General features: G+C 59.1%; 16 protein-coding genes. All 16 read left to right on the top strand.

Features of this window, described 5'->3' with window-relative positions:
* Positions 1 to 147 precede the first annotated feature (147 nt).
* The 16 genes from ACUNV4_RS24055 to ACUNV4_RS23980 all read left to right on the top strand — a co-directional run bounded on the left by ACUNV4_RS24055 (position 148) and on the right by ACUNV4_RS23980 (position 18891).
* A complete protein-coding gene (locus tag ACUNV4_RS24055) occupies positions 148 to 1641 on the top strand; it encodes an NAD(P)-binding domain-containing protein (protein WP_430881187.1) in 1494 nt (497 codons plus the stop codon).
* A 96-nt stretch (positions 1642 to 1737) separates the two neighbouring features.
* On the top strand, positions 1738 to 2220 hold the full coding sequence (locus ACUNV4_RS24050; RefSeq protein WP_430881186.1) for a hypothetical protein: 483 nt from the start codon (positions 1738 to 1740) through the stop codon (positions 2218 to 2220).
* On the top strand, positions 2217 to 2804 hold the full coding sequence (locus ACUNV4_RS24045; protein WP_430881185.1) for a peroxidase-related enzyme: 588 nt from the start codon (positions 2217 to 2219) through the stop codon (positions 2802 to 2804). The genes ACUNV4_RS24050 and ACUNV4_RS24045 overlap by 4 nt, the downstream gene beginning before the upstream one ends.
* On the top strand, positions 2801 to 3901 hold the full coding sequence (locus ACUNV4_RS24040) for an NAD/NADP octopine/nopaline dehydrogenase family protein (protein ID WP_430881184.1): 1101 nt from the start codon (positions 2801 to 2803) through the stop codon (positions 3899 to 3901). The genes ACUNV4_RS24045 and ACUNV4_RS24040 overlap by 4 nt, the downstream gene beginning before the upstream one ends.
* 119 nt (positions 3902 to 4020) lie before the next feature.
* Positions 4021 to 5133: an ABC transporter substrate-binding protein gene (locus tag ACUNV4_RS24035; RefSeq protein ID WP_430881183.1), complete on the top strand. Its 1113-nt coding sequence runs from the start codon at positions 4021 to 4023 to the stop codon at positions 5131 to 5133.
* Between the two features lie 13 nt (positions 5134 to 5146).
* Positions 5147 to 6154 carry an ABC transporter permease gene (locus ACUNV4_RS24030; protein ID WP_430881182.1) on the top strand — a complete coding sequence of 336 codons (1008 nt, stop codon included), beginning with the start codon at positions 5147 to 5149 and terminating at the stop codon, positions 6152 to 6154.
* Positions 6151 to 6939, top strand: coding sequence for an ABC transporter permease (locus ACUNV4_RS24025; protein ID WP_430881181.1), 789 nt, complete (start codon positions 6151 to 6153; stop codon positions 6937 to 6939). Before ACUNV4_RS24030 ends, ACUNV4_RS24025 begins: the two co-directional genes overlap by 4 nt.
* A gap of 41 nt (positions 6940 to 6980) precedes the next feature.
* Positions 6981 to 8069 carry an ABC transporter ATP-binding protein gene (locus ACUNV4_RS24020; RefSeq protein ID WP_430881180.1) on the top strand — a complete coding sequence of 363 codons (1089 nt, stop codon included), beginning with the start codon at positions 6981 to 6983 and terminating at the stop codon, positions 8067 to 8069.
* Between the two features lie 41 nt (positions 8070 to 8110).
* A complete protein-coding gene (locus ACUNV4_RS24015) occupies positions 8111 to 8329 on the top strand; it encodes a peptidoglycan-binding domain-containing protein (protein WP_430881179.1) in 219 nt (72 codons plus the stop codon).
* Positions 8330 to 8500: 171 nt separating this feature from the next.
* On the top strand, positions 8501 to 9583 hold the full coding sequence (locus tag ACUNV4_RS24010; protein ID WP_430881178.1) for a hypothetical protein: 1083 nt from the start codon (positions 8501 to 8503) through the stop codon (positions 9581 to 9583).
* A gap of 239 nt (positions 9584 to 9822) precedes the next feature.
* Positions 9823 to 10932 (top strand): sulfotransferase, encoded by a 1110-nt coding sequence (locus tag ACUNV4_RS24005; RefSeq protein ID WP_430881177.1) that lies wholly within the window; start codon positions 9823 to 9825, stop codon positions 10930 to 10932.
* Positions 10933 to 11114: 182 nt separating this feature from the next.
* Positions 11115 to 12287, top strand: coding sequence for a glycosyltransferase (locus ACUNV4_RS24000; RefSeq protein ID WP_430881176.1), 1173 nt, complete (start codon positions 11115 to 11117; stop codon positions 12285 to 12287).
* Positions 12284 to 13033: a polysaccharide deacetylase family protein gene (locus tag ACUNV4_RS23995; RefSeq protein WP_430881175.1), complete on the top strand. Its 750-nt coding sequence runs from the start codon at positions 12284 to 12286 to the stop codon at positions 13031 to 13033. Before ACUNV4_RS24000 ends, ACUNV4_RS23995 begins: the two co-directional genes overlap by 4 nt.
* 193 nt (positions 13034 to 13226) lie before the next feature.
* On the top strand, positions 13227 to 14753 hold the full coding sequence (locus ACUNV4_RS23990; RefSeq protein WP_430881174.1) for an efflux RND transporter periplasmic adaptor subunit: 1527 nt from the start codon (positions 13227 to 13229) through the stop codon (positions 14751 to 14753).
* On the top strand, positions 14750 to 16897 hold the full coding sequence (locus ACUNV4_RS23985; protein ID WP_430881173.1) for a hypothetical protein: 2148 nt from the start codon (positions 14750 to 14752) through the stop codon (positions 16895 to 16897). The genes ACUNV4_RS23990 and ACUNV4_RS23985 overlap by 4 nt, the downstream gene beginning before the upstream one ends.
* Entirely contained in the window at positions 16894 to 18891 is a 1998-nt protein-coding gene (locus tag ACUNV4_RS23980) for a preprotein translocase subunit SecA (RefSeq protein WP_430881172.1), read from the top strand. The genes ACUNV4_RS23985 and ACUNV4_RS23980 overlap by 4 nt, the downstream gene beginning before the upstream one ends.
* The last annotated feature ends 11 nt before the right edge of the window (positions 18892 to 18902 follow it).

Raw genomic sequence — 18902 nt, 5'->3', positions numbered from 1 at the left:
CTGTGGGTGCTGGAATCGTTGGTCGATTCCGGCTATCGGTACGCACGTTGGAAATGATGCATTTGTAGGAAACCTTACTACTTGTTATCGTGTGACGCGGCAAGCGGAGGGAAGAACAATCGACAACGGGACCATGAGTGAAAAGGTATGAGTAATTCGACAACGGCAGCGCAATCTGCCTCTTCCTATGACGATATCGGTCTTGATGCTCTCGAAAGACGATTGCAGGATGATCTGCAATGCCTGTGTTATCCCTCGGTAAACTGGGTAGCCGATGTCGAGCGCGACACCCCTGCGGATTCCGATGTGCTCATCGTCGGCGGTGGCATGTGCGGATTGCTGGTCTGGTTCGCGCTGCGCACCGCTGGCATTCACAATGTGCGCATCATCGACCAGAGCCCTGCCGGTAGCGAAGGGCCCTGGGTCAACTATGCACGCATGGAGACCTTGCGCTCGCCCAAGCAGCTGACGGGACCTGCCTATGGCATGGCCTCGCTGACCTTTCAGGCCTGGTACCGTGCCCGCTTCGGCGCAGCTCAATGGGATGAGCTGGACAAGATTCCACGGCCACAGTGGATGGAATACCTGCGCTGGTATCGACAGGCATTGCAAGTGCCGGTCGAGAACAATGTGCGCCTGGCGCACGTCGAGTCTCGGGGCGAACTGCTGGCACTGACTCTGGAGGGGGCAGAGGCGTCAGCGATTACCGTGCGCAAGCTGATCTATGCCACCGGGCGCGATGGTATTGCCAAGGCCAATATTCCCGATTTCGTCAGCGACGTGGACAAATCACTCTGGGCTCACTCTTCCGAAGATATCGATTTCACCTCCCTGCGGGGCAAGCGAGTTGCCGTGGTGGGCGTCGGTGCGTCAGCGGTGGACAATGCCGCGGAAGCGCTGGAAGCCGGTGCCAGCGAAGTGCGGCATCTCATCCGTCGAACCGAGATGCCGACCATCAACAAGATGATGGGAATCGGCAGTTATGGCTTTGTTGCGGGTTACGCGGAACTGTCCGATGAATGGCGCTGGCGGTTCATGCAGTACTCCTTTGCCACCCAAACACCGTCTCCGAGAGGGTCTACGCTACGCGTCAGTCGGCATGAGAATGCCTGGTTCCACTTTGGCAAGTCGGTCAGTGCCGTGCGTGAGTCGAGCGGGGGGCTGCTCATCGACTTTGCCGACGGCAGTCAGCTGGAAACCGACTTTCTCATTCTGGGTACCGGCTTCAGTACCGATCCACTGGCGCGTCGCGAGCTGGGTGACGCTGCGGCCAATATACGCTTGTGGGAGGACGCCTACACGCCTCCTGCGGATGAGGAAAATGCAGACCTGGGGCGCTTTCCCTATCTGGCCGAGGATTTCTCGTTCCGGGAAAAGCAGGCGGGCAGGACACCCTGGCTGAAGCATGTCCATTGTTTCAACTACGGCGCGACGGCCAGCCTGGGAAAGGTCAGTGGCGACATACCCGGAATTTCCGAGGGTGCTCGCTGGTTGGCGAAGTCGCTCTCCGCCAGGCTCTACGAAGAAGACATTGCCATTCACTGGCAGCATATGCTGGATTACTCCAAGCCTGAATTGCAGGGTGACGAATGGACGCCGTCGGAGCTCCCCGAATCATCGATGACCCGCAAGGTCATCTGACCTGTCGCACTCACATGAAGTCTATTCTCGACTTGTCCCAAGCACATCAAGACAACGCTTGACGTGTCACAACCACACCAAGACAACTCTATGGCAATGGAAAGTTCGACTGCTGTTCGCTACAGTGGCATTCCCGACAAATCCCCGATAATGGATGCGTTGCAGACGCGCAGCAATGTCCTGCAGATGACGCAGCAGGCCGAAGATGCGGTGTTGAAACCGGTGGATTGCGGGGCCTGGTCACATTCCCTGCGAGCCGCGCTCGCCGCCAGAATCGCACTGAACAACGCTCTTCCCGAGCTGGCCGAACATTACATGGCATTGATGTCGGAAGATGACTGTCTGGCCATCGCCAACACTGATGGTGACGGCAGTGAGCAGCACCTGGCCCATGTGGTCAAGTACATGGACAGTGTCGCGGTCAGTCCGCGTGATGTCGTTGATGCGGATATCAGCGCATTGCAGCAACACGGTGTCAGCGATGCCGATATCGTCAGGCTGACGGAATTGAATGCCTTCATGGCCTATCAGGTGCGTCTGGTGGCGGGGCTCAATCTGCTGAGTGAGATGCCGGCATGAGCGAGATCATCCACAAGTTCACCAAGCGGGTGCCGGAATGGCGGCCACGAGTCAAGCCGGTTGTACTGGAGGAGGCCACGGCGGATCAGCTGGAAGCCCTGCAGGTAACTCCCTCGAATACCAGGGTATCGGATTATGTGCTGGTGCTGGCCCATGATGTCGAGACACTGAAGGTTCGCTCACCCTTGTTCAATGCCATCATGTATGACAAGGGTGGGCTCAGTCGGGCAGAGCGCGAAATTGGTGCATTGGCGGCATCCGTGGTCAATCGCTGCATTTACTGCGCTGCCGTGCATGCCTCGCGTCACGCGCAGCTGACCAAGGATGATTCGGTAACCGATCTGCTGTTCAGTGCCGGTGAGTCTGCAGAGCTTGGGCCGCGCGATCAGGCCATCTTCGATTTCGCGCGGGAACTGGCCAAGACCCCTTCCGGGGCCAGTGCGAGCCATGTGCAAGCGCTGCGCGAGGCCGGTCTGACCGAACTTGAAATACTCGATCTGGTGCTGTCCTCTTCTCTGTTCGGCTGGGCCAATCGGCTGATGCACGTATTGGGCGATCCGGTTCGACGTGGAGAAACAGCATGAGCGTCGAATCGGTTCGTGTCGGTCTGGCTGGTGCCGGGTCCATTGCCTTTGGCACGGCTGCGCTGCTTTGCCAGAACGCTCACCAGCCCATGTTGTGGTCACCTTCCGGTGAGCGTACCCGGGCGCTGAAAGGCGGAACTGCCCTGAGCGCCAGCAATGCCATCGAAGGAGACTTTCATCCGGCGGTGGCGGAGGATGCCGCTCAGTTGGCTGCCGAAAACGATGTGCTCATGCTGGTTTTGCCGGGTTATGGACACAAGGCCGTGATGGATGCTCTGGTGCCGCATGTTCAGGCGCATCACACCATCATCATTTCATCGCATGCCTCTCTGGGCGCCTTGTATCTGGCTGCACGTTTGCAGGAAAGAGATATCAGTGTGCCGATCATTGCCTGGGGGACGACCATTGTCACCGGACGACAACAGAGCATGAACTCGGTCATGGTCAATACAATACGGGCCCAGGTGGATTTCTGCGCCGTGCCCAGCAGCGCCAACCAGGCGGCACTGGCTCTGTGTCAATCCCTGTTTGGAGAGCGCTTCGTGCAACGTGACGGGCTGCTGGCAATTTCATTGTCCAATCTCAATCCTCAGAATCACATGGGAATTGCAATGGGCAACATGAGCAGAATGGAAAGAGGCGAGACCTGGAGTCAGGGGCAGAACCTGACACCGAAGATCGGTGCCTTGCTGGAAGCCCTCGATCTGGAAAGGCTCGCGATTGCCGAAGCCCTGGGATTGAAGGTACGCACCATATTCGAGCATTTCCATCTGTCTTTCCATGTTCCGATTGCATCCATCTCCGAGATGAATCAGCAGATGCATGAACAGGGGAACGGCGGTACAGGGCCAGCAACCGCCGATAGTCGCTACGTGACCGAGGATGTCCCCTATGGCCTGGTCGTGACAGCAGCGCTGGGTCGACTGGTCGGCAAGCCAGCTGTTCTGCATGAGGCCGGAGTTGCACTGTTTTCGGCCATGTACGAAAGAGACTTTGCGGCCGAGAACGATCTGCTGGCCGCTCTGCAACTGGAGAACGTTGCTCTCGAGCAGCTGCGAGATGCTGCCTGTAGCGGCATTCTGCATGCCGCTCGATAATTCTGTTCTGCCTGGCAAGGTCCGATCCTGTTTCGTTCGGACGGTGTCAATAGACAGCCACATGTAGTAGGTTCGATGATGCCTCTTCAAGGTATCGAATGCCAACATTACCGGAGAACATGAATATGAAACCCATCAATACCAGCCGTCGCAAGTTTCTGGGCACTGCTGCTGCCGCCAGTACGGTGTTCGCAGCCACGCCCTATATCCGTACAGCCTATGCCGATTCGGGCGAAGTGAATATCTGGACGTACGACAGCTTCGTACCGGAATCGTTTCGCAAGCAGTTCGAAAAGGATACCGGCATCAAGGTCAACATTCGTCTGGTCGACGACCAGGGCAAGCAGTTCAATCTTCTGGCAGCGGAAGCGCCAGAGCCCACAGTGGATATCGTGACGGTTGCCGGACACCGTTTTCTGCAGTTCATCGACTCGGAATTGCTGGCACCGATGGATAGCGAACGGCTCAGCAACTGGGGAAATCTGAACCCCATCTATACCGAAAGCGACTGGGCCACCATCAACGGACACAAGTGGGGAGCTCCCATCCTGTCCGGGGCCGAAATACTGGCCTACAACACCGAACTGGTCTCCGCCGATGAAGCGCGCAGCTGGGATGTCATGTTCTCGGAAAAATACAAGCAGCAGACTGCCTACATCATTCAGGACATGATGTCCATCGTCATGCTGTACAAGGGCTATGACGGCAATATGGTCGAGTATCTGGATGATCCCGAGAAGGCTGCTGCGATTGTTGCCGAGGCCCGTGATTTCCTGATCGACAAGAAGGATCTCGTGCGCAAGTACTACGATGGCGGGGCAGAGGTACAGCAGATGTTCATCAATCAGGATATCGCGCTGGGCCATGCCTGGAACGGTCCGATTGCCAAACTCATCAACGACGGCTTCCCGGTCGACATGACCATTCCCAAGGAAGGCAGCTACGGTTTTGTCTACACGCTGAACATCGCGAACAATGCGCCCAACAGCGACAATGCCTACACCTTTCTGAATGCCCTGCTGGCCTCTTCCGAGATCGGGGCGTCCATGACCCGCGAGACCGGCTTCATCTCCACCTACAAGGACGCCGCGCAGCACCTGAGCGAGCTGGAAAGAAAATCCACCGCCTTTACCGAAGAAGAACTGGCCGGTCTGAAGTTCTTCCGCGCCGAAGCCAACGAGATGAAATACAGTCTGGTTGACCCGGCCGTGGAGCAGATCAAGGCGGCCTAGTGTGATAACTGACGTGCAGAATCAATCAAAGGAAAGTCCTGTCGCTTCCCTGCCTGTCGGGTCGGGAAATGCAGGCCAGGGTCCGGGTGACAAGGTTCCCTTCTGGGGAACCCTGTCCGGGCAGAAGGGCTACCAGTTGCTGGTGGACTTTCTGTTCGGATCGGAGCGTCGACAATTCGCGCTGCTCGCGGGCATTCCCTTCATATGGGTGCTGACCCAGCACCTGGGGCCTGTTCTGCAGATGCTGTACGTCAGTTTTCTGGATGCCTATCCAGTGGCGGTGGGTGCGGAAACGCAGCTGACGCTGAAGCATTATCTGCTGTTCTTCGAGGAAGCCGTATACCGGATGCCGTTTCTGCGCACCCTGGCCTTTTCCTTTGTGCTGACTTTTGCCACGTTGGTCATCGTCTACCCGGTGGCCTACTTTCTGGCCCGGCATGTCAAGCGTCAGAATCAGCTGGCGTTCCTGCTGCTGTTGCTGATCCCCTTCTGGGTAGGCGAGATCGTCAGAACCTTTGCCATCATGATCCTGTTGGGCAACAACGGTGCCGTCAATCTGCTGTTGAAATCACTCGGCTTCATCGACCGCCCCATCCCGTTCATGTACACCGGATTTTCAGTCGGTTTCGGGGTCATCTACCTGACGTCCCTGTACATGCTGTTGCCGCTGTATTCGGCTCTGGAGAAGATACCGGGCAGCTATTCGGAAGCAGCGGCCGATCTGGGGGCCGGTGCCTGGACCCGTTTTCGACGGGTTACCCTGCCGCTGTCCTACGAAGGTATTGCATCGGGTTGTACGCTGGTATTTCTGATGTCCACCGGCTTCTATGCCGCTCCGGTGCTGCTGGGTGGTCCAGGCACGACGGTCTTTGCCGAGACCATTGCCGGCTTCTTCCACGTTGCCGGTGACCGCTGGCCAACCGGGGCCGCCTTCGCCTGCATCCTATTTCTGACCTCACTCATCATTACCGCACTGTTCATGAAATTCATGGGACGACTGTCCAGCAGGGGACAACGATGACCGGTAAAACCCGAATACTGATGTCGCTGATCTATGCGGCCTTCGTGGTGTATGTCTTCGTGCCACTGACCATGATGATCATCATGGGTTTCAAGGATTCCAAGTTCATCGGCTTTCCCATCAAGAGCTGGACTCTGGACTGGTATGGCCGTGTGTTTCAGGACACCGAAGTCATGAGCGTTTTCGGTTATTCGGTGCTGATCGCCATCGGCTCGACCCTGGTCTCCCTGATGATCGGAACCTGGATTGCCGTCCTGCTCTCCGGCAGAAAATTCTTCGGCAGAGCGCTGATATTCAGTCTGACCATACTGCCGGCAGTGGTGCCGGGCATCATCTCGGCCATTGCCTTTCGCATCTACGCACGCCTGCTGGGGATCGAGCCCGGCATGATGGCCGTCATCTGGGCGCATGCGGTACACAATGTGCCGTTCGTCGTTCTGGTTATCGTTGCCAGGCTGAGCACCATGCCGACCAACTACATCGAAGCAGCTCGTGATCTCGGAGCCGATCCTCTGGTGGCATTCACTCGGGTGACACTGCCGTACCTGCGTCCAGCCATGATCGGGGCAGGCATCTTCTGTCTGCTGCTCAGTTTTGATGATTTTGTCCGTTCCTATTTCCTGGGAGGCTATCAGCCAACCCTGCCCGTATTGATCTTCTCCAAGCTGCGATCGGGCATGTCGCCGGAAATCAATGCCATTTCAACCATCGTCATCGTCCTGACAGCCGTCCTGGGCGTCTGGGCCGAGCGTTCCATGCGACGCATGAACGGAGCCGGCCGGTGATGAGAGAAAACCCCAACATCAATCAGGATGCAGCAACAAGCATGAGCCAGAACGCAGAGACCCTCGTCCAGCTGCAGGGCGTGTCCAAACGCTTCGGATCCGTCATTGCACTGGACGATCTGGATATCGATATCAAGGCCGGTGAGTTCGTGACCTTTCTGGGGCCTTCGGGGTGTGGCAAGTCCACCACGCTGCGAATTCTGGGCGGTTTCGAGAAGCCGGACAACGGACGGGTGATTCTGGACGGCGAGGATGTGACTCACCTGCCTCCCAACAAGCGCAAGGTGAACATGGTGTTTCAGGACTACGCCCTGTTTCCGCACATGAGTGTCGCGCAGAACATCGATTTCGGACTGGAGCTCAAGGGCATGACGGTATCGCAGATCGAAGCCCGCCGTCAGGAAGTCATGTCGTTTCTGGAACTGGATGAGTTCGGTTCCCGCTACCCGGACCAACTCTCCGGAGGGCAGCGTCAGCGTGTGGCACTGGCCCGGGCCCTGGCTCCCGATCCGGCCCTGCTGTTGCTCGATGAACCGTTGGGTGCGCTGGATGCCAAACTGCGTTCCCAGGTGCAACAGGAGCTCAAGGCCATCCAGCGGCGCACCAATACCACCTTCTTCTTCGTGACGCATGATCAGGACGAGGCCTTGACCATGTCCGACCGAATCGTGGTGATGAACCAGGGCAAGGTGGAACAGGACGGTACACCGGAAGACCTGTATCTGCGTCCTGCCAGTCGCTTTGTTGCCGAGTTCATCGGTGAAACCAATCTGCTGAGCGGCCAGTGCCTGGGTATGGAAGGCGAGGAAGTGGTCATCGACTGGCATGGCAGTCACATCCGGGCGAGAGCCGGCGGACTGCGGCCCATCGAAGGCTCGGAGGTGACCTGCTCGCTGCGTCTGGAAAAGCTGTCATGCTCGCCAGGCCATCCGGGCACCGATACAGCCATTGCGGCGCACATCACCAACAAGGTGTTCATGGGGAGCCGTACCGCGGTTACCGCCAGTATCGACGCTGCACCGGACGTCCAGTTACGCGCCTATGTGGATGCCGAGCTCGCCATCGGTTCCGTCGGCGACGCCGTTCAGGTTGGCTGGGACAATGCCAATCTTGCCTTGCTCCGCCAGTAGGCTGTATTGTCCCTGTCGACACTCGTGACAGGAACCCGTGAATGGCGGTCAATGACAGAGGGGCACCGACCGCCCCGACGCACGACATCATGATGATTCAGGAAAGCATGAAGGTTGCCGGCTACTACCGTGGGACGATCGACGGTCTGGCAGGCAGCCTGACATTCGCAGCCGTGCGTGCCTACAAGAAGCAGAACCACATGCCGGTGAACAATCGTCTGACCGACGAGTTCATCGAGCATCTGCGAGAACACGCCTGATCCGGTTGAGCCCACCGAGAGGGTTTGTCATTCGAGTACCAGCCTGCAGGTTTCCGACGCCCAGCGGGACCTGCTCGCCAGCCATCCCGTGAAAACCGGCATCTGATTGTATAGCCAGTAGTCGGTGTCGGCCGGTGTTGCGAGGCGACAATGCCCTGCAATACTCGCGGCATGAATGACAGGGAAATTGTCTTGTGCCGGCAAACCGGGCACACACGTGAATCGCGCTTCCGGCGGCTGTGGTTGAAGGTCGAGACCATGAGCGCAGAGAAGGCGCGGCTCGAATCCACGCTGGACCAACTGGTCACGAGACTGGAATCCGAAGTACTGCCGGTCGAGCAGGCAGTGGCGGAGGTGTGTCGGCAGACACTGGGACGCCTCCTGATGTTCTCGGAACGGAAGACGCTGGGCAAGAAGCGGCGCATGGCACTGACCCCCTGGATAGACGAGCTGCTGGATCTGCTGCTGGATGTCGGATTTGTGGAGGACACATTACGTGATCGCATTGCCCGTCATCACGCAAGCGTCCTGAATGTTTCGCTGGACCCTGACTGTGCTTGTGGCGATTGGCATCAGCTGGAGGCATGGCTGGAGCGGCAGGCAGCACAGGAGGCGTGTCTTGAATGGGAATTCCCCGGTGAAACCGAGTACCTTGCCGATGCCGATGCCGATGCCGACCGGCAGTTGGTAGACACGGACGTGTCACGGCCGGCGGACAGTGTCGCAGGATGGCATCTTGATCATGATGAGGCCGCTGCGCGGAAAGTGTCGGGCGGCCTGGACGGCTCCGTGTTCAAGAGGCTGTTTCAGCAAACGGCTGCGGCCTTGCATCCGGACAAGGAGCTCGATGAACAGAAGCGCGACGACAAGCATGTGTTGATGACGAGACTGTTGCAGGCGCGTCGTGATCATGACCTGATCACATTGATGCAACTGCACGAGCGCCATGCGCAAACAAAGGAGCAGCTGACAGCGGCTGACGAAAGGCAGCTGGAAGGCGTGTTGCGACAACAGCTCAGGGGGCTGCACAAGCAAATGGCTGCATTGCCTGACAAGTCCTTTCTGCACTTCATGGCCTATCACCGCTTCCATGATCCAGATGCTGCCGTGGTGGATGCCCGGATCAGCAGGCATGTCCTGCATCTGCAGCAACGCCAGCGTGCCTATCGTCGGTTTCTGGAGGAAGTCGCTACTTTGAAGCAGCTGCAGCAGCGATTGCATCCGGGGCATCGCTTTTCGAGTTGGCTCTGGTAGTTGATTGCCGTCCGTCAGGACGTTTCATGCAACCGTCATTTTTCTGAAAGACAACTGTCACATGATGGTGTCAGCCTTGCACGGTGACTGATAGCGGGCAGGCAGAATCAACGGATGCGCAGGTATCCGGGCTTGGAGGAAGCAGCAGCACTGCAGAGGCCAGGGTTCTGACCATTGCTGCAGTTGTCATGCTGTGCCTGAAAGCATGCGCTTCATCGATTTGTCGCTGGGGCAGCCTGTTGAGACAGTTGGCATTTCCCGGTGTGTTCCCGGGTGGCAAGATCCATCTGATGCGTTGCGCGCTGGGAATCCCGGTCCTGGCACTGTTGTTTGCCGTGCAGTTGCTGAATGCGGCAGGTCTCCTGCTCGACGAGATTCTGTTCCGACGTTACCGGGAAGTTCGCCTGCGTCGGCCGGTTTTCATTCTCGGTGTGCCGCGCAGTGGCACTACGCATACCCATCATCTGTTGTCATCCGATCCGCGATACACGACGGTACAGCTGTGGGAGGCCCTGTTTGCTCCCAGTATCAGCCAACGCCACCTTCTCGGGTGGGTGGCCCGGCTGGATGCGCGCTGTGGTGGATACCTTGCGCGATTCCTCGTCAAGCTCGAGCAACGGTTGCAAAGCTCACTGGATTCGGTCCACCCCACAGGGCTGCGCTCCCCGGAGGAGGATTTTCTGCTGCTGATGTCGACGCTGGATTGTTTTCTGCTGGTGCTGGCGTTTCCCGAATGCCACTGGCTGTGGCAACTGGCGCAAGCAGACGACAAGGATGACAGGCAGCAGGCAAGGCAGGTCGTGAAGCGCTACCGAAGGCTGCTGCAGAGACATGTGTATTTTCATGGGCAGCACTGTCAGATGTTGTCCAAGAACGCATCGTTTGCAGGTCTGGCGCTGAGTCTGGCGGAGGCGTTTCCGGATAGCGTTTTCATCGTCTGCGAGCGTGATGCTCCGATGGCCGTGCGCTCACAATTGCGCAGCCTTGCCGATGCCCGGCGACAACTGTTTACCGACAGCGTCTGTCCCGACTTCGAGCGTCGTTTGCTCGATACGCTGCATTTCTACTACCGCAATCTGGATCGTCTGAAACAGGCTCTGCCAGCGGAGCGTTGTGCCAGCATTGCACTTGCACGTCTGTCTCGAGAGCCGCGACAGGCCATGCAACACATCCATGAGCAACTCCTGCTCGGTTCCCCTGACGCGCTGGATCAGGCCTTGTCTGCACTGGAAGCCCGTGAGCCGCTACGGCCGGGAACCATCGAACCAGCACGGCAGGAATCCCCCGATGCGCAGGCTCGATTCGATCGCTTTCAGGCCTGGCGACATGCCCCGGAGAATCGACTGTGAAACCAGACACCTTGGCACACCAGCAGCGAAGCACCATGAGCGAATCCACGGAATCAGGCCCACGCAAGGGTAAAACGGTTGAGCGATGGCCCTCGGTCGCGGAGCTGCCTGAATCGCGGGCAGCGATAACAAATGGCGATGACAGAGTGTCGTCGGAAGAGGGCAGGTGCGGACAGCGCCGCATGACGGCTTCGACCGCTGAGCAACCGTATCCACTGGCGAGTAGCCTTGCAAGGCCTTCGATGCGCGTTGTGGTGCTGAGCGATGCGGAGCCCGACAGAAACGGCGTGGGTTCCTATTACGCGGATCTCGTGGTTCAACTGCGAGGGCATGTCGACAGTGCTGTATTGTTTCATCCAGGCAATCAGGCGTCACCGGGCTATCGCTACCTGAGCGCACCATTGCCGGGGGATCATACCCAGAGGATCTCGGTTCCGCGGCCAACCCATCTGTGGCGGGCGATCAGCCAGTCCAGACCGACGGTCATCATCGTGCCGACACCGGGGCCGTTTGGTCTGGCGGGCCTGCTGATTGCCAGAAAGCTGGGCATTCCGCTGATCGTCGGATTCCATACGCACTATGAAGCACTGGCTACCCTGTATTGGCAGAATCGTTTCGGTTTTGTCTGCCAACGCTACCTGAACTGGTGTAACCGTCTGTTGTTTCGGCACGGTGCTGCCGTGCTGGCCAATTCGCCAGACATGCTGCGTCAGGCGATGACCGGCGGAGCGCGAGCAGCCAATCTGATGGGGACGTCAGTGCCCGACGAGTTCGTGCGACTGCCGGCAATGCCGCTGAATCGCTCGGTCGACGCGGTACTGTTCGCGGGACGCCTGGCCGGTGAGAAGAACCTGCCGGACGTGCTGGACGCGGCCAGGCGCCATCCTCATATCCGGTTCACGATTGCCGGTGATGGCCCGATGCGTAGCGTCGTCGAACAGGCTGCAGGGGAACTGCCCAATCTGGACTATCTGGGATGGGTGGCCCGAACCGATCTGCTGAGCCTGATGGATCAGCATGATGTGCTGTTGCTGCCTTCGAAGGTGGAGTCCTTCGGTACGGTTGCGCTGGAGGGCATGGCGCGGGGCCGGTTGGTCATTGTCACGGCTACCTGTGGTATCTCGGAATGGCCGCAACTGGCCGATTCGCTGTTCATCGTGGCCGATGACGAGACCCCTTCACGCACACTGCAGCGACTGTGTGGCCTGAGTCCGGAGTTCAGGCAGGCATTGGCAACGCAGGCTCGACAACGAGCGGTGGATCTGAATTCCTGGAATATCAGCTCCTGGATGCAGACCCTGCAACGCGTGCAGGCGAACGCCCCTTCCACCCTGACGAATGTATTGGTCGCATGAACAGGCTACGCCCCGGCCAGGCGGCCGTTGTCAGTATTCACGATGTCATGCCGGAGACAATGGACCCGGTTCAACGTTGTCTCGACGAGTGTTACCGCCATGACGTTCGGAACGTCCATTTACTGGTGGTGCCGGGTCGACGCTGGTCCGCATCGCAGTTGCAGCAACTGCGACACTGGGTCAGTGAAGGCTGTCTGCTGGCAGGGCATGGCTGGTTGCACCACTGTGACAACATCGATCGTCCATATCATCGGCTGCATTCGATGCTGATGTCACGCAATGTGGCCGAGCATCTGGCACTGGATGCCGGGGGGATTGTCACCATGATGAATCGCTGCCGCCAGTGGTTTGCCTTGCACCAGCTGCCATCGCCCGACTTGTACGTCCCTCCAGCCTGGGCGCTTGGACGCATCGATCAGCCACAGCTGCGAAGCACCGGCTTCGGGCTTGTCGAGACGGTCAGGGGAGTCGTTGATCTTCATGCGGGTCAGTGGAAGCTGGGTCCTCTGCTGGGTTATGAGGCGGACACGGTGCTGCGCAGCCGCGTTCTGAGTGCATGGAATCGTGCCAATCGCCGAATGGCGGCCCTGAACGGCACCGTCCGTATCGGCATTCACCCGCAGGATCTCGAGCTGCGATTGAGTGAGGAGTTACGCTCTGATCTGGCGCTGTGCCAGTCGATCACGCTGGATGAGGTCTTCGCTGCCCCGGTGTTGCCGGAACTGGGTCAAACCGAGAGTCGTTGACCCGCAGCATGGTCTGGCAGGCGTGATCCGCCTGCCGGATGAGTAGTCCATGGCCGGGCGATCGCCCGTCATGGCGGGCGCATGGCAGATGATGGCAGTCGTTACGCAGGTGAATTCAGATCGCCGCAGCCCTGCCGCTATTCAGTGAGAGACCGTCCACATATGAGCTGTAGATCTCACTACTCGCCACTCCATGAGCCTGTCACCTCAACCAGATCTGGCATCTGCCCGGCGTTCTTCTGCGCCGGGAGTTGATGCGCGCCTGAAACCCGCAGCCAATGATGCGGGTGGCGGACAGGTGTCGTCTGCATCCAGGCATCGCCGATTGATCGTCGAGTCGAAAACGGCGCTGTTTGCTCGGCGTCAGGCCATCGTGTTGCAGCTTCTGGCCGACTTCAGTTCCGAAGCGCGTCTTGATCGGGCACTGATGGCGACTGCCAACACCATCAAGAATCAGTTGCAATGCACCCGCGTGTCGTTCGGCCTGAGACGCGGTCGTGTCATGGAAGTCGCTGCGATTTCACAGCAGGCCACCATCGAGGAGCGGACCAGTGAGACCGAGCTGTTGCGAGCCGCTTTGCTGGAATCCAGCAAACGTGATGAGCTGTTGAACCTGTCCGCGTCGCCCTCCGCCGACACCGGCCTGCAGGCACATCGCCTGCTGGCTGCCGGTCGACAGGAACGGCAGGTGGTGACGGTGCCGCTGTGTCATGAGAGACGATGCGTGGCTGTGCTGTGTCTGGAGCGTGATTCTGCCATTGATATTGCCCCTCTGACGCTGCAATTGATCAGTCATATCGCCAGTGTTCTCGCGCCACTGATCGCTGTGCGTCTGGCTGCGGAACGCAGCCTGGTACGACATGCCCGGGAGAGCATGATGCGTGTCTTCGGGGCGGGTGTTGCGCCTCGATACATGAAACTGAAGCTGATCGCACTGTTGACCATCGCTATGCTGCTCACGGCTGCCGTGGTCGAGGTGCCTTTCAGGGTCAAGGCCAGCGCCGAGCTGGTACCGCTGGAGAGGCGTGTGATATCCGCTCCTCGCGACGGTTATATCCAGTCTGTGGATAGTGGCGCAGGTGATCTGGTCCGTATCGGTGACGCTCTCATGCAACTGGATACCGACGAACTGCTGGTCGAGCAGTCCCGCTGGCAGAGTGAGCTGGCCAGTACAGCGACGGAGTTGCGTTCGGCAATGGCCGCCGGCGACCGTCGCAAGATGGCCATGCTGAAGGCTGATGCCGATAAACACCGGGCCCAGTTGGCGTTGCTGGAGTCGGAACTGTCACGCTCTGCCGTGCGAGCGCCCGTCTCCGGTGTCATCGTCAGCGGCGATCTGTCGCAGATGGTCGGTGCCCCGGTGAAGCGGGGTGAGACACTGATGGAGCTGGCCCCGCCCGATGGCTACGCCGTGCATCTGATGGTGGACGAGAAGGACATCAGCAACGTCTCGATGGGAGACCAGGGCCGTCTGTCGTTGAAGGCGTTGCCGGGAGACGCGATCGATTTCACGATTACTGCCATACATCCCGTCGGATTGCCCGAGAACGGCATGAACCGTTTTCGTGTCGAAGCCGCGTTGGTACAGCCGGAGGCGGTGCTGCTGCCGGGCCAGACAGGCATCGGCAAGATCGACGTCGGCTCGGCCTCGCTGCTGTGGACCTGGACGCATGAATTCGGTGACTGGTTCAGGCACAAGCGCTGGGAGTGGTTCGGATGACTGACTCGAGCCTGTTCAGTGAGCACTGGTATCGCGTCAAGGGGCTGATGCCGGCACTGGCGCCCGATGTCAGGGTGGTACGTCATGTGTACCGCTTGCAACCGAGCTATATCCTGCGTCGGGCCTCGACACGCAGTTGGCACCGTATCGGTCTGTCGGCCTACGAGCTGCTGGCGCAGTTCAACGGTCGTCGAACGGTGGAGGAGATCTGGGAGGCGGGCCTTGCCAGTCAGGGTGAGGCAGCCGCCAGTCAGGGTGAACTGATTACTCTCTTGGGGCAGTTGCATGAAGCGGATCTGCTGGTCGTGGACGCACGGCTGGATGCCGAGGAAATTCTGGGGCGACGAGACCGCATGCGCAAGCGCGACAGCGGCCAGCGGTTCATGAACCCTTTGTATCTGCGGCTGCGCCTGCTGGATCCGGATCGTCTCGTCAGTCGAATCGATCGGCTGATACCTCGCCACTGTTTTGTCTATCTGGCTTCTGCCACCGGGCTGTTGTGGGTGTTTGCCCTGTATTCGCTGCTGCCTCACTGGGATGAACTCAGTGCCCATCTGGGTGAGAACCGATACTTCAACCCGGTCAATGTTCTGCTGTTGGCCGTGTTGTATCCCGTCCTGAAAGTCATGCACGAGCTGGCACATGCCCTTGTCGTCAAGCGCTATGGCGGTGAGGTGCGCGAATGTGGTCTGGCTCTGCTGGTTCTGGTACCGAATCCCTATGTGGACGCCAGTGCCGCCAACATGTTTGCCAGCAAATATCAACGGATGCTGGTGAGTGCAGCGGGCATTCTTGTCGAGATTTCCCTGGCGGCCATGGCGGCGCTGGTCTGGCTGAATTCGACAGGGCTGGTACAGGATGCCGCCTTGTCAGTCATGCTCATCGGCCTGGTGTCGACCTTGCTGTTCAATGGCAACCCACTGTTGAAGTTCGATGGCTACTATCTGCTGGCGGACTGGCTGGAGATTCCCAATCTGGCGGCTCGTTCACGGCAGTATCTGCTGGGTAGACTGGCCACGATGCTGGGGGCAAGTGATGATTCTCCGATCACCTTGTCGGACTCGCGCGAGCGCTGGTGGTTGATCGCCTACGGCTTGCTGTCTTCCGTTTACCGGGTGGCCTTGATGTTCTTCATTGCCTGGATGATTTCAGGGCAATACCATTTTTTCGGTGTTCTGCTGGCCTTGCATGTCTTTGTGGTATCGCTTGCCTTGCCTGCCTGGAAAGCGGTCCGCTTCATTGGCAGGCAGGCGCAGGACATTCGTCGGCGCGTGGTGTTCATCGTCGCCGTATTGCTGTGTCTGTCAACCAGCCTTGCCGTTGCCCTGCCATTGCCCAAGGTCACGGTTGCCGATGGCATCGTGTGGCTACCGGAGCAGGCAGTGCTGCGTATTGCACAGCCCTGTGAGGTCACGCGGCTGTATGTCACCCCCGGTAGCGAGGTGCTGGCTGGTGCCCGACTGTTCGATTGCATCGATGATCAGCGCCGTGCCGACGTGCTTTTGCTAGAGGCCGACCTGCGACGCCTCGACGCGCAACGTGCCGGCCTGCTGCTGAGCGACCCGGTCGAGCATCAGAACCTGGTATTCGAACGTCGTTCGATCCAGACTGCTTACGATCTGGCCGTGGATCGTCTGCAGCAGATGCAGGTCAGGGCCGGGGTAGCCGGGCGCTTTCTGGTGGAAGGCAGTGTCGAACTCGAAGGACGCTATCTGGCGGCCAATGCAGTCGCAGGCTATGTCGTCCCCGGAGACAATCGCACCATACGACTGGCGCTGGAGCAGGAAGACCATGTCTGGTTGCGAGACAATACGGTGAAGGTGGATGTCCTGCTCGATGGTGCTGACTCATCCCGGCAGGCGTACAGCAGTCGGATCACACGGCAGACACCCAAGGCCAGTCATCGTGTGGCAACAGCGGCGCTGACGACGCTGGGAGGGGGAGATCTGCCAGCAGAGGCCCTGGAGGAAGGTGTCAGGGTACAGGATGCGGTATTCGATCTGGAGCTGGCCTGGCCCGAGAATGCCAGCAGTCAGGCAATCGGATCGCGGGTACGAGTGCGCTTTGATCATGGGTCGGCCACCTTGCTCAACCGGCTGAACGTCTTCATCAGACAGCTGTGGCTGGAAAGGGAGTCGGCATGATCGCAGCGATGGACATAGCGCGTCCCGGCATCCGGCTGGGGCCTCGACCTGAGGTGATAGCATCGGCGGATCGCGATGGTGTGGATGAATTCTTTCAGAAGCTGCTTGCGCACCGGGTCGATTCCGAGTTGCGCAGTCTGCGCCGCTTCGGCAAACGATTGAAGGCGATTGCCGAGGCCGAGACGCACTTCGTACAACTGGACCTGCTTGCCCGCAATTGCGTGCTGCTGGACCTGAAGAAGCGACTGGCTGCCAGGCAGTTGCGCAAGCTGGATCTGGTGCAGGCCTTCGCAATGATCCGGGTGGCCGTCGAACAGAGTCTGGGGATACGCCTGCACGATGAGCAGTTGTATGCCGGCTGGTGTCTGTTGGCCGGCCACTTCGTTGAAATGAACACGGGTGAGGGCAAGACCGTAACTGCGGCTCTGCCTGCGATTGTCATGGCCATGGCGGCAGTGCCGGTACATGTCATCAGTGCCAACGAATATCTGGTCTCGCGAGACTCGGCGGAGCTGGAGCCCGTCTATCGCTGGTTCGGCCTGTCGCTGGGTCTGGTGCTGGCGGAGCAGGATGAGGCACAGAAACGTCAGGGCTATGGTTGCGATATCACCTACTGCACGCATCAGCAAGTGGTGTTCGATTATCTGCGTGACACTCAGATACTCAAGCATGATCGTCACGGTCTGGCCGCCAGTCTGCGCGATCTGCTGGAGGAGCAACCCGGCCTGCCCGTGCAGAGAGGGTTGTGCTTTGCCATCGTGGACGAAGCCGACAGCGTGCTCATCGATGATGCGCGTACGCCGCTGATTCTGTCCGAGACGAGTGCTGGCGAGGGGCTGTCAATGAGTGAAGCCGCGGTAGCGCTGGCCATTGCCAGGAGTCTGCAGGAAAACGGGGACTATCTGCTGAAACGAGAGATCCGACAGGCGCGCCTGACGGACTCGGGCCTGCGTCTGGTGCGCGAACGAACGGCGCAGTTATCCGGTTCCTGGCAGTTCGAGCGCTATCGCCAGGAAAGAGTGTGTCAGGCTCTGGCTGCACTGCATCTTCATCAGCGAGATGTCGACTACCTGGTACAGCAGGATAGAGTCGAACTGATCGATCAGGCAACCGGTAGACCCACGCCGCAGCGCCGACTGCAGCACGGCTTGCACCGTCTGCTCGAGGTCAAGGAGCGTTGTTCCGTCAGTGATGAGTCCAATCCGATCGCCTCCCTGAGCTACCAGCGATTCTTTGCTCGATATCATCGGCTTTGCGGCATGAGCGGCACCCTGAAGGAAGCCAGTGGCGAACTGCGACGGGTGTATGGCCCGCACGTGCTGTCCGTTCCGCCCGTGCGGCCGTCGCGCCGCCGCATGCTGCCACTTCAGATTGCCGCTTCGCGAACGATACAACTGGAGATGCTGCTGCAGCAGGTGCAGTTGCTGCGCTCTCGTGGTCGCGCCATCCTGGTTGGCACGAGAACGGTCAGACTGTCCGACGAGGTCAGCAGGCTTCTCAGTGCGCATGGCATCGACCACGAAGTACTCAACGCCCGTCAGGACAGTGCAGAGGCTCTGGTCGTGGCCGCAGCCGGCCGTAGCGGCCAGGTAACGGTTGCAACCAACATGGCCGGACGCGGTACGGATATCAAGCCGGAGGCCGCTGTTGTCGAGGCGGGAGGGTTGCATGTACTTAACCTCGAGATCAATGACTCCAGGCGTGTGGACAGGCAACTGCAGGGGCGGGCCGCTCGCCAGGGTCAACCCGGTTCCTGTCAGGATATCCTGTGCGTGGATGACGATGTACTGAAATTGGAATCCGGCGCCCTGGCAAAGCGTTTGCTGTCAATGGCAACCGCAGGCTCGACAACGAGCAACTCAAGCCTGGTCGCAGCCCTGATCCGCAGGGCACAGCGTCGAGTGGAAAGCCGTCATCGGCAGCAGAGAATTGCCGTTGCCAGAGGGCAGACGCAACTTCAACGCATACTGGCTGTTGGAGGTCGGAGTGAATAGTGCAATCAACA

It is taken from the genome of Granulosicoccus sp. 3-233 (genome assembly GCF_052681095.1).
The sequence above is the reverse complement of the archived record's forward strand: the minus strand, read 5'-3'. Positions and strand labels throughout refer to the sequence as shown.

Bases quoted from the DNA above. Each gene is read 5' to 3' on its own strand.
- ACUNV4_RS24055 (WP_430881187.1), top strand. From the start codon at position 148: ATGAGTAATTCGACAACGGCAGCGCAATCTGCCTCTTCCTATGACGAT.
- ACUNV4_RS24000 (WP_430881176.1), top strand. From the start codon at position 11,115: ATGACGGCTTCGACCGCTGAGCAACCGTATCCACTGGCGAGTAGCCTT.
- ACUNV4_RS24010 (WP_430881178.1), top strand. From the start codon at position 8,501: ATGAATGACAGGGAAATTGTCTTGTGCCGGCAAACCGGGCACACACGT.
- ACUNV4_RS24020 (WP_430881180.1), top strand. From the start codon at position 6,981: ATGAGCCAGAACGCAGAGACCCTCGTCCAGCTGCAGGGCGTGTCCAAA.
- ACUNV4_RS23980 (WP_430881172.1), top strand. From the start codon at position 16,894: ATGATCGCAGCGATGGACATAGCGCGTCCCGGCATCCGGCTGGGGCCT.
- ACUNV4_RS24040 (WP_430881184.1), top strand. From the start codon at position 2,801: ATGAGCGTCGAATCGGTTCGTGTCGGTCTGGCTGGTGCCGGGTCCATT.
- ACUNV4_RS24035 (WP_430881183.1), top strand. From the start codon at position 4,021: ATGAATATGAAACCCATCAATACCAGCCGTCGCAAGTTTCTGGGCACT.
- ACUNV4_RS24025 (WP_430881181.1), top strand. From the start codon at position 6,151: ATGACCGGTAAAACCCGAATACTGATGTCGCTGATCTATGCGGCCTTC.
- ACUNV4_RS24050 (WP_430881186.1), top strand. From the start codon at position 1,738: ATGGAAAGTTCGACTGCTGTTCGCTACAGTGGCATTCCCGACAAATCC.
- ACUNV4_RS23990 (WP_430881174.1), top strand. From the start codon at position 13,227: ATGAGCCTGTCACCTCAACCAGATCTGGCATCTGCCCGGCGTTCTTCT.
- ACUNV4_RS24015 (WP_430881179.1), top strand. From the start codon at position 8,111: ATGGCGGTCAATGACAGAGGGGCACCGACCGCCCCGACGCACGACATC.
- ACUNV4_RS24045 (WP_430881185.1), top strand. From the start codon at position 2,217: ATGAGCGAGATCATCCACAAGTTCACCAAGCGGGTGCCGGAATGGCGG.
- ACUNV4_RS23985 (WP_430881173.1), top strand. From the start codon at position 14,750: ATGACTGACTCGAGCCTGTTCAGTGAGCACTGGTATCGCGTCAAGGGG.
- ACUNV4_RS23995 (WP_430881175.1), top strand. From the start codon at position 12,284: ATGAACAGGCTACGCCCCGGCCAGGCGGCCGTTGTCAGTATTCACGAT.